The sequence below is a fragment of the Pseudomonas sp. NBRC 100443 genome, assembly GCF_030268185.1.
Taxonomy (GTDB): Bacteria; Pseudomonadota; Gammaproteobacteria; order Pseudomonadales; family Pseudomonadaceae; genus Pseudomonas; species Pseudomonas citronellolis.
Genome location: NZ_BSQE01000004.1, coordinates 159,836 through 170,990, shown reverse-complemented (window position 1 = coordinate 170,990; position 11,155 = coordinate 159,836). Strand labels below are relative to the sequence as shown.

The following is an 11,155-nucleotide window of genomic DNA, read 5'->3' as shown; positions in this document are numbered from 1 at the left end:
CAAAGGCTCCTAGATACGCTCGATGACGGTGGCGGTGGCCAGGCCATTGCCGGCGCACAAGGTGATCAGGCCGGTGCTCAAGTCGCGGCGCTCCAGCTCGTCCAGCAGGGTGCCGAGAATGATCGCGCCGGTGGCGCCCAGGGGATGGCCAAGGGCGATGGCGCCGCCGTTGACGTTAACCCGCGCCGGGTCCAGTCCCAGGGCACGCTGGTAGCGCAACACCACGGAAGCGAAGGCCTCGTTGATCTCGTAGAGGTCAATGTCGCTCGGGCGCATGCCCAGGCGGCCGAGCAGCTTCTCGGTGCAGGCGGCCGGGCCAGCGAGCATGATGGTCGGCTCGCTGCCCATGGAGGCGAAGCCCTTGATCCGGGCTCGCGGCTTGCGGCCGATGCGCCGGCCGAACTCGGCGCTACCGAGCAGCACCGCGGCGGCGCCATCGACGATGCCGCTGGAGTTGCCGCCGGTATGCACGTGATCGATGGTAAGCACCTGCGGGTAGCGTTGCAGCGCCACCGCATCGAAACCGCCCTGCTCACCGAGGTCGGTGAAAGCCGGCTTCAGGCTGGCCAGGCCCTCCAGGGTGGTCCCCGGGCGCATGTGCTCGTCGCGTTCCAGCAGGACCTCGCCGAGCAAGTCCCGAATCGGCTCGATGGAGCCGTCGAAGTAGCCGCTCTGCCAGGCATGGGCAGCGCGGCGCTGGCTCTCCAGGGCGTAGGCATCGACATCCTGGCGCGAATAGCCGTCGAGGGTGGCGATCAGGTCCGCGCCTATGCCCTGCGGGGCGAAGTAATTGTGGTAGGCCACCCAGGGGTCTGCGCTCCAGGCGCCGCTGTCGGCGCCCATGACGGTACGCGACATCGACTCGACGCCCCCCCCGATCGCCGCCAGTGATTGCCCAGACATGATCTGCGCCGCCGCGTTGTTCACCGCCTCCAGCGCCGACGCGCAGAAGCGATGTACCTGCTGGCCGGCCACCGACTCGGCGTATCCGGCGCTGAGCAAGGCCGCGCGAGCGATGTTGCCGCCCTGCTCGCCCACTGGCTGTGCGCAACCGAGAATCACGTCGTCGACCAGGGCGGTATCCAGATCGCTACGCCGCGCCAGCGCCTGTAACACCTGGGACGCCAACTGTGCCGCGGATATCTCGTGCAGGGCGCCATCCGGGCGGCCACGGCCGCGCGGCGAGCGCACATGATCGTAAATGAAGGCTTCGCCCATGATCTTGAAAGTCCTCTGTGTCTGCCATGGCAAGTACCCGCTGGCGGGCATTGCGATCGATCCCAGACTCACAGAGGGCGTCGGCTGGGGCACCTATCGAAAAAGATAGAGTGGTAGCGGCCATTCGAGCCCCAAGTCAGACATGTCCAGCCCCTGCCCCACTCGTTGCACAGAGCAGAGCATTCAACCCGCAGATGCGCTCCAAAAATCACGGCTGGCAAAGTCCGTGGCAGAGCGACTCCCTTCCAACACGTCGTCGACTTCGCAGCAAACTGGTTGACAGCGTGAAAGAAATGCTGCCAGTTTTTAAGTAGTAATTACTTAATAAAACTGATCGGAGACCTGGGAATGGAATTGAGCAAGCTCGACCGGGCAGCGTGCCTCCGCACCGAACTCATCACTTGGATCGCACTGGCCCTGGCCATGCTGCTCTGCAGCGGGGCGTACGCGGCAACCGGTAGCAGTGCACGCCCCAACATCATCCTGATAGTGGCAGACGACCTCGGCTATTCGGACCTGGGCACTTTTGGCGGAGAAATCTCCACACCGAACATCGATGCCCTGGCAGCCTCCGGCGTGCGGCTAACCAACTTCCATGCGTCCCCTACCTGCTCGCCGTCACGTTCGATGCTTTTGACCGGGACCGACAACCACACCGCCGGCGTTGGTGCGATGGCCGAAATTCTTCCCGAGGCAGCGCGCCGCCGATGGGGCTACGAAGGCCGCCTTACGGGCCGAGTAGCGACCATCGCCGAGCGCTTGAAAGCGGCGGGCTATAGCACCTACATGGTCGGTAAATGGCACCTCGGCAGAGAGCCGGGAAGCATTCCGAGCGCGCGCGGATTCGACCACAGCTTTGCTTTGTTGCAAGGCGCTCATAATCATTTCGGCCAAGGCGGCTTTGGCCCTGACTCGTCACCCGAGCTCTCGGCTACCTACCTGACCGATGGCAAAGCAACGACTGTTCCCGCCGACTTCTATTCCACCGACTACTTCACTGACCAAATTATCCAGCGCATCGATCAACGCAACGATACGGCCCCCTTCTTCGCTTACCTCGCCTACACCGCCCCGCATTCGCCCCTGCAAGCGCCGGACGACATCCGCGACAAATACGCCGGACATTACGACCAAGGCTGGTCGGCGATCTATCAGCAGCGCCTGAAGCAAATGCAAGCGCAAGGCGTCTTGCCTGACAACGCGCAGATTCCAACCTCCGGGCTTCAATCCCAGTGGAATGCCCTGCCAGAAAACGAGCGCAAAATCGAAGCGCGCAAGATGGAAATCTATGCCGCCATGGTCGACCGCCTCGACGCGAACGTTGGACGGCTAAACGACTACCTCAAGCGCAAAGGTCTTGCCGACAATACTGTAATCATTCTGCTTTCGGACAACGGCCCCGCAGGAGAGACCGCCAACACCTTCCGCATCATCCCTGGCGTAGCTGAATACATCGAAAGCCATGACAACAGCCTGGCGGCGATGGGTACCGCGAAATCCTTTCTCTTCTACGGCAAGCAATGGGCACAAGTCGCCAGCGGCCCCTATGCCGGTACCAAAGGAGCAGTTTCCGAGGGTGGCGTACGTGTGCCCGCCATCATTCATGCTCCGTGGTTAGCGAGCCCCGGCATCAGTCGCTCGTATGCCACGATCATGGATATCACGCCGACCCTGCTGGATATCGCTCATGTCGATTCCGACACCAGGATCGCCGGCAATCAGGTCGCACCAATTAAGGGATTGTCTCTGCTCCCTTTGTTCAGCAACCCGATGCAAACCATCCACGACGACTCCAGTTCCTACACATACGAACTCCATGGACAGCGATCAATCACCCAGGGCGGTCGCTGGAAGCTCAGTTGGGTGCCGAAGCTCGCCGGCGGCAGTGGGGAGTGGGCGCTGTATGACTTGGAACAAGACCCCTATGAGCGCAGCGATCTGTCAAAAACCAACCTGGCAAAGTTCAAGCAACTTGAAAACGCGTGGAATGAATACGCAAAAGCCGTGAAGCTGTAAGCCTTCCGCTGTCTGAAAGTCACTCTTCTTGTAAAACAAAAATAAAAAAGAGACTGATATGAAGCCGCTACCAAGACAAACCCCGGCAATCCGCATGTCATTATTTACGATTGCCCTTGCGAGCCTACCTGTACATAACGCGACAGCCTTCGAGATCGACACGCCTCGAGACTGGAAGGTGCGCTGGGATAATACGCTGCAGTACAACCTTGGCTGGCGCGCAAAGAATATGGACAGTCGAATCGCCAATGATCCGACGCGCGCCGAGTCAGACCACAAGTTCCCCGACCGTGGTGACGTCGTCACCAACCGCGTGGCCTTATTGAGTGAGTTCGACGTGGTATTCCAAGATGATTATGGCGCACGCATCAGTGGATCCGGCTGGCACGACTATGCCTATGACGATGATGCCAAGTCCAAATCCGGGTACCCGAGCAACTACGATGAACGAAAATACTCCAGCTACACCAAGAGATATTACATCGGTGGCGGACAGTTGCTGGACGCCTTCGTCTTTGGAAACTTTGATCTGGCCGGCCGCCCAGCATCATTGAAGTTGGGAAGATTGAACCAGTACTGGGGAAACTCGCTGTTCTTTGGAGTACTGGGCGTAAGCTATTCCCAGTCAGGCTCCGACCAAATCAAAGCGGTCACTTCACCCGGCACCCAGGCAAAGGAACTGGCGCTGCCACGCGGACAAGTCAACTTCAGCTACCAAATCACCGATGAACTATCGCTTGGTGCACAGTACTTCTACCAGTACGAACCCAATCGCATGCCAGAGGGGGGTACGTTTCTAGGGGCTGTAGACTTCCTTTTCGACGGCCCCGATAAATTCGCCGCCGCTGGCGGCCTGTCTCGCCACCATGCGAACCGTCCGGACGACAATAATGGGAACTTCGGCCTGATGGTTCGCTGGGAGCCGGATTGGTTGCAGGCGGCAGTAAGCATCTACTACCGCAAGCTCGATGAGACCCAGGCCTGGGGTCCCATCCTCGGCCGGGAAGGTGCGACACCGTTCTATCGTTTGTCATACGCGACCGATGTAACGCTATACGGTGTGAGCTTCGACAAGCAGATTGGCGAATACAGCATCGGCGCCGAGATGTCCTACCGCGAAAACACAGCACTCAACGGCAATAACATGCAAGTTGTCGCGTCCGACCTCGACGCCACGAAAGGACCTCGTGGCGACACCCTGAACGTAGTGCTCAATGCCGTAAAAACCTTGGGCAGCACGCCGCTGTATGACACCGGTAGCCTGGCCGCCGAGTTGGGCTATGTCCAACGGCTCAGGACCACACATTACGCATCCCGCTACAAGGGCGTTGACACGCAAGCCTGCGATGCCTCCGTGGCTAGCGTCGGATTGAGCTCAGGCGGACACAAAACCGGCTGCTCCACGGACGAAGCAGTAATGTTGGCAGTGAACTTCGAGCCGCAATGGCTGCAGGTATTACCCAACCTGGACCTGTCCGCCCCGATGTTCCTCATGTACGGGGTTGCGGGCAATGGTGCCAGTGTCGGCATGCCGGTGTACGAGAGAGATGCGAACTTCAGCATTGGGTTAAAGGGCATATTCGCCAAGCGCTACAACGCAACCTTCCAATACAACGGATACGCCGGCCGCTCCGTCGGAACTGCGCGCAGTCCCATTGATGGTTCGCTTTACAACGCCAGCGGTAACAACCTCTACGGGCTCGAAGACCGAGCCTGGTGGTCGCTCGCATTCAGCACAACTTTCTAAGACGGATGTAGGAAGGTCTCTACGATGAAAATGAAAACAACAAGTTGGATCGCAGGTTATGCCCTCACGCTATCACTCGCTGCCTCGGCCGCGGTCGCAGCCGACGGAGAGTTGACCGACTTCGGTGCAATAAAAGCCGCTAATACTGATGGCTCTATTCCGGCATACGCAGGGATTGGAGTCGGTAAACTACCGGCGGACTTCAAGCCTGGATCAGGTCGATACACCGATCCGTTCCGCGATGAAAAGCCACTATTCAGTGTTTCTGCCCGAAATGCTGCGCAATATCGCCAGTTCCTGACCCCCGGGGTTCTGGCATTGATGGAGCGCTTTCCCGACTATCGAATTGACGTCTATCCCAGCCACCGAACCATGGTTTACCCCGATTGGGTCTTGGAAAACACACGGAAGAATGCCATCAGCGCCAAGCTCGTTGGCGAGGTCGAGGGCGATGGAGTGGAAGGTGCCTATGCGGGGATCCCGTTCCCTCAGCCGAAGTCAGGCTACGAGGTAATGTGGAACCAACTGCTGCGCTTCCAGGGCGCCCGAACGGACATGCGCAACCAATCCTTCTTCGTGGATCGTAGCGGCAGCAAGACACTGATCGGTGAGCAGGAAACAAAGTTCATGTGGCCGTACTACGATCGCTCGACCAAGGGGCTAGAGCAGTGGAACTTCATGACCGGACGGACCCAGTACTTCGCCCCACCGGCACAGGCCGGACAGTTGTTCCTGCAGAAATACACGATGAACAATAGCGTGCAGAACGATCTGACCTGGATTTACTCACCAGGACAGCGGCGCGTACGCGTTGCACCCGAGGCCAATTACGATACCCCGGCCGCATCGATGGGTGGCGTCATCACCTTCGATGAGATCGGCGGCTTCAACGGCCGTATGGACCGGTTCGACTTCAAGCTGGTAGGCCGCGAGGAAAAATTCATCCCCTACAACAACTACCGTGCGCTATTCACGGACGGCTTGGTGGGTGAAAAGCACGAAAACCCGGATCTGATGCGCTGGGAGAAGCATCGCGTATGGGTAGTCGAAGCGACGCTGAAACCTGGCAAGCGCCACATCTACCAGAAGCGCACCTACTACATCGACGAGGATACCTGGCTGAGCTCCCTGTACGAGGCATACGACCACAGCGGCCAGCTCTATCGCGTCGCAAATACCATGAACATCTTCATGTACGACAATCCCCGTCTCGGGCAACCAGGGCGCAATGTCTACGACCTGACCAAAGGCACCTGGGCTTCCAATGTCATCCTGGCGGATCCCAACAACTACATGATTCCGTATGACGAAGTCCCCAACCAGTCGCGATTCACACCTGCCACCCTGGCAGCATCCGGAGTCCGATAATCGGCTTACGCCACCTGGGGCTATGCCCCGGTGGCGATATTCCGGCCAGTGGCTGATGCAGATGAAAATGCCAGACAAGCGAGATCGATCGAGGTATTCAGCAACAGATGTTCATTTTCCGACGGAGCGGTATTGCTCATTTTTTTCTTGTGTTGATCAATCAGCAATAAAGTTCGAATAAGCATCTCGCAGACTAGGCGTACGCGAGCATCGAACATCTCGTCGCTCATGTCCTGGCACACGGAGCGGATTCTCCTGAATATCTCCGAAGTCGTCTTGAAGTGTGCCGATGAGCACCATATACGCTCGCCATCCGCCGTTTCAAGCATACGCTCAGCGAATCGAACATAGGGGTGAAAACCGTTTTCATCGACCTCTTCATAAACCGGATATATGAATGCCTCCAACAACTTTCTCACACTCACTGACTCACATGTGTTCAAGGCATCGAGAAGCACCATCCGACGCTGGCTTATACTTTGCAAACGGCAATCGAATATTGCCCTTACCAGGTCTTCCTTACTGCCGAAATGATACTGCACAGCATACTTATTGGACTGCCCCGCATGCCTTGCAATTTCAACTAGTGAGACACTTTCAAAACCTTTGATCCCGAACAACTCTTCTGCCGCCGCCATCAAGCGCCGCGCCGGTGCCTTCCACGTCGAACTTACCGCAATACTTTCTTTCATAGATAGTCGGCCTGTACCTGGCAGCGACTGCAGTATCGCAAAAAACTGTTTTCTCAGCTATTGCCTTGCGGCACAGACCATGGCTGGTGTCGGTGGAAGTGTGTGTTTTTGGCACTCAAGATTAAAAATAAACACTCTTGTCCTCATCCAAATCGCAGAACGAGGAGCGGCACTCAAGCCCCCAGGCACTAACGGCAAACCCAGACGGTCCTCGCAACGCGATAGCGCAGCGTCTCGAGGACCTTACGCCTGACAGCCTCTTTTCTATTCCGCCGGAATACATCCGCGTGCAAGCAGAAAATCGATGATCAGGCCCACTGCTTCATCAGTGGTCTGTCTCGTGGTATCGATGCGTAACTCGGGGTTGAGTGGTGCTTCGTAAGGCGAATCGATGCCGGTGAAGTTCTTCAACTCGCCGCGCCGGGCCTTCTTGTACAGACCCTTGGGGTCGCGCTCCTCGGCAATCGCCAGCGGCGTATCGATGAACACTTCGATGAACTCGTCGGGTTGCAGCAGGCTACGCGCCAGGTCGCGCTCAGCGCGGAACGGTGAGATGAAGGCAGTCAGCACGATCAGCCCGGCGTCGACGAACAGCTTCGCCACCTCGGCGATGCGTCGGATGTTCTCCACCCGGTCGGCGTCGGTGAAGCCGAGATCGCGATTCAACCCGTGGCGCACGTTGTCGCCATCCAACAGGTAAGTATGCCGGCCCAGCGCATAGAGGCGCTTCTCCAACTGGTTGGCGATCGCAGATTTGCCCGCCCCGGACAGCCCGGTGAACCACAGTACCACCGGCTTCTGCCCGTTCTGTTCGGCACGTGCGCCCTTGCTGACATCGACGTGCTGCAGATGGATGTTCTGCGCCCGGCGCAGGGGGAACTCCAGCAGACCGGCCGCCACCGTGGCGTTGCTCAGGCGATCGATGAGGATGAAGCTGCCGGTCTCGCGATTGTCCTTGAAGGCATCGAAGCAGATCGCCATGTCGGTCGACAGATTGCAGACGCCGATCTCGTTGAGTTCGAGCTGCTTGCCAGCCAGGTGCTCCAGGGTGTTGACGTTGATCTTGTACTTGGGCACCGCCAGGGTCGCGTTGACGGTCTTGCCACCGATCTTCAGCAGATACGAGCGTCCCGCCAGCATCGGGCTCTGGTCCAGCCAGACCAGGGTGGCCTGGAACTGGTCGGCCACGCTGACAGGGTCGTCCGCCGTGGAGATGATGTCGCCGCGACTGATGTCGATTTCGTCGGTCAGGGTCAGGGTGATCGACTGCCCCGCCACCGCCTGCGGTAGGTCGCCATCCAGGGTGACGATACGCGCCACCCGGCTTTCGCGCCCGGACGGCTGCACACGTACCCGGTCGCCGGGATGGATCACGCCACTGGCTATGGTCCCGGTGAATCCACGGAAATCCAGGTTGGGCCGGTTCACCCACTGCACCGGCAGGCGGAAGGACAGCTTGCGCTGCCGCTCTTCGTCGATCTCGACGGTTTCCAGGTAGCCCATCAGCGTGCAGCCGCGGTACCAGGGCAACTGTTCGCTCTGTTCGAGGATGTTGTCGCCGCGCAGCGCCGATAGGGGAATCGCCGTGACGTCCTCGATGCCGATCTGCGTGGCGAACGCCCGGTACTCGTCGACGATGGCGTTGAAGACCTTCTCCGAGTATTCCATCAGGTCCATCTTGTTGACCGCCAGCACCACCTTGCGGATCCCCACCAGGGACACCAGGTAGCTATGGCGGCAGGTCTGGGTCAGAACACCACGCCGGGCATCGACCATCACCACCGCGACATCGGCCGTCGAGGCGCCGGTGATCATATTGCGCGTGTATTGTTCGTGGCCCGGGGTGTCGGCCACGATGAACTTGCGCCGTTCGGTGGAGAAGAAGCGGTAGGCCACGTCGATGGTGATGCCTTGCTCGCGCTCGGCGGCCAGGCCGTCCACCAGCAGGGCGAAATCCAGTTCGCCGCCCTGGGTGCCGACTTTCTTCGAATCGGCCTCGAGGGCCGTGAGCTGGTCATCGAAGATCATCTTCGACTCGTAGAGCAGGCGACCGATCAGCGTGCTCTTGCCATCGTCGACGCTGCCGCAGGTGATGAAGCGCAACAGGCTCTTGCGCTCATGGGCCTGCAGGTATTGCTCGATGTCTTCGGCGATCAGGCTGGATACATGTGCCATCAGAAATACCCCTCTTGTTTCTTCTTCTCCATCGAGGCCGCGGCATCATGGTCGATGACCCGCCCCTGGCGCTCCGAGGTGCGGGTCAGGAGCATTTCCTGAATGATCGCGGGCAGCGTGTCGGCCGTGGACTCGACCGCGCCGGTCAACGGGTAGCAACCCAGGGTGCGGAAGCGCACGCTGCGCATCATCGGCACCTCGCCAGGCCGCAGCGGCATGCGCTCGTCGTCGACCATGATCAGTGCCCCGTCACGCTCGACCACCGGGCGCATGGCCGAGAAGTACAGGGGAACGATCGGAACGTTCTCCAGATGGATGTATTGCCAGATGTCCAGCTCGGTCCAGTTCGACAGGGGAAACACCCGTATCGACTCCCCCTTGTGCTTGCGCGCGTTGTACAGGTGCCATAGCTCGGGCCGCTGGTTCTTCGGGTCCCAGCGGTGCTGCGCGGAGCGGAACGAAAAGATGCGCTCCTTGGCCCTGGACTTCTCCTCGTCGCGCCGGGCGCCGCCGAACACCACGTCGAAACCATGGTGATCCAGCGCCTGCTTGAGCGCCTGAGTCTTCATCACGTCGGTGTGGATCTGCGAGCCATGGGAAAACGGGTTGATGCCCATCTCCAGGCCTTCCTGGTTGACATGCACCAACAGCTCGACGCCAAGGCGGCTGACCATCTGGTCGCGGAAACGGTACATCTCCTGGAACTTCCAGGTGGTGTCGACATGCAGCAAGGGGAACGGCGGCTTGGCCGGATAGAAGGCTTTCATCGCCAGGTGCAGCATGACCGCGCTGTCCTTTCCGACGGAGTAGAGCATCGCCGGGTTGTCCGCCTCGGCGATAACCTCCCGCATCGCATGAATGCTCTCGGCCTCCAGTCGCTGGAGGTGGGTCAGGGCCATGGTTCTTTCCTCTCGTTGTCGTGGCTTTTTTCCAACATAGGGAGAGGCTGTCGGCGGCGTATCGGCTGCTTGAAGTTTTAACATCACGCGCAGCATTTTCAGCATCGGGTCGGCCGTCGCCACCAGGGGCTTGGCGAGGAACTCCGCCCAGGGACCCGTGGGGCGCGACTCCCCATTGGGCGCGCTGGCCGTCGGCCGCAGCTGTGTCGCCAACGACTGCGCTGCCCAAGCCATGCCATGGCGGTCCGGCAGGTGATAGGCCTGGATCTGGCTGGCGCGCTCTCCCAGCCAGGCACCGAAAGTGGCCGCACGCTGCCAGTGCATCCCCTCGAAGAGGATGAACACCTTGCAGCCGGACTCGAGCATCAGGCGGCTGAAGAAATCGATCAGGTAGGGGGCGCGCAAGCCGCCTTCATAGGTCATCCAGCGCAAGTGACCGCGATTGCTTACGCAGCGCATCAGGCCAAGGCGTCGCTGATCGGTCGGCAGGCGCAGGCTGACATCGTCCACCCAGAAGATCTCCCCCCCCTCCTCCCGCGCTTTGTTGCGGACCTCCGGATAGGTGTTCGCGTACCAGCGGCGTACCGCCGGCGTGGCTTCGGCCATACGTTGCGCGGGCTTCGGGGCATTGAGTTGCCAGCGTTGCAGATAGTGGCTGGCCGTGCGTGCCGGCAGGCGCAGGCCGAGGCGCTGCTCGGCCAGCGCCTGCAATGCCTCCATCTGCCAGAGCAGGAACGGCAGGTCGAGATCGTCCGGGCGCACGGAGGTCAGCAGTTCCAGCAACTCGGCTTCCTGTTGCGCGCCGAGCACCCGCCCATCGCCCGCCTGGCGCCCGCGAGGTTTCGCCGGGACCGCAGCCCATCCGCCAGCGAGGTAAGCCTTGTAGGCCGCAATGATGGTCGGCGCACTCAGGCCGGTGCTGGCAGCGATGTTCTTCAGCGTTTGTCCCGCCAGGCGCAACTCCACCGCACGCAGACGCTGGCGGTTGAGCTGCTCCAGGGAATGGCTTCGCGGCCCCGGCATGTCGGCGTCTCCGATTG

At 59.9% G+C, this 11,155-nt stretch carries 7 protein-coding genes; 3 read left to right on the top strand and 4 right to left on the bottom strand.

Features of this window, described 5'->3' with window-relative positions; genetic code table 11:
- Positions 1-9: 9 nt before the first annotated feature.
- Positions 10-1,218, bottom strand: a complete 1,209-nt coding sequence (locus QSJ95_RS07025) for an acetyl-CoA C-acetyltransferase (RefSeq protein ID WP_285641096.1) — start codon at positions 1,216-1,218, stop codon at positions 10-12.
- 348 nt (positions 1,219-1,566) lie between these two features.
- On the opposite strand from QSJ95_RS07025, the gene QSJ95_RS07020 reads away from it, so the two are divergent.
- The 3 genes from QSJ95_RS07020 to QSJ95_RS07010 are packed head-to-tail and all read left to right on the top strand — an operon-like array spanning position 1,567 to position 6,349.
- Positions 1,567-3,234, top strand: coding sequence for an arylsulfatase (locus QSJ95_RS07020; RefSeq protein WP_285641094.1), 1,668 nt, complete (start codon positions 1,567-1,569; stop codon positions 3,232-3,234).
- 58 nt (positions 3,235-3,292) lie between these two features.
- Complete coding sequence (locus tag QSJ95_RS07015; RefSeq protein ID WP_285641092.1) at positions 3,293-4,981, top strand: DUF1302 domain-containing protein; 1,689 nt, start codon at positions 3,293-3,295, stop codon at positions 4,979-4,981.
- A 24-nt stretch (positions 4,982-5,005) separates the two neighbouring features.
- Positions 5,006-6,349, top strand: coding sequence for a DUF1329 domain-containing protein (locus QSJ95_RS07010; protein ID WP_285641089.1), 1,344 nt, complete (start codon positions 5,006-5,008; stop codon positions 6,347-6,349).
- Between the two features lie 20 nt (positions 6,350-6,369).
- Here the strand turns inward: QSJ95_RS07010 and QSJ95_RS07005 are convergent, their stop codons facing one another.
- The 3 genes from QSJ95_RS07005 to cysD all read right to left on the bottom strand — a co-directional run bounded on the left by QSJ95_RS07005 (position 6,370) and on the right by cysD (position 10,199).
- Entirely contained in the window at positions 6,370-7,041 is a 672-nt protein-coding gene (locus QSJ95_RS07005) for a TetR/AcrR family transcriptional regulator (RefSeq protein ID WP_285641087.1), read from the bottom strand.
- 264 nt (positions 7,042-7,305) lie between these two features.
- A complete protein-coding gene (cysN, locus tag QSJ95_RS07000) occupies positions 7,306-9,216 on the bottom strand; it encodes a sulfate adenylyltransferase subunit CysN (RefSeq protein ID WP_285641085.1) in 1,911 nt (636 codons plus the stop codon).
- On the bottom strand, positions 9,216-10,199 hold the full coding sequence (gene cysD / locus QSJ95_RS06995; protein ID WP_285641336.1) for a sulfate adenylyltransferase subunit CysD: 984 nt from the start codon (positions 10,197-10,199) through the stop codon (positions 9,216-9,218). Before cysD ends, cysN begins: the two co-directional genes overlap by 1 nt.
- Positions 10,200-11,155: the final 956 nt, after the last annotated feature.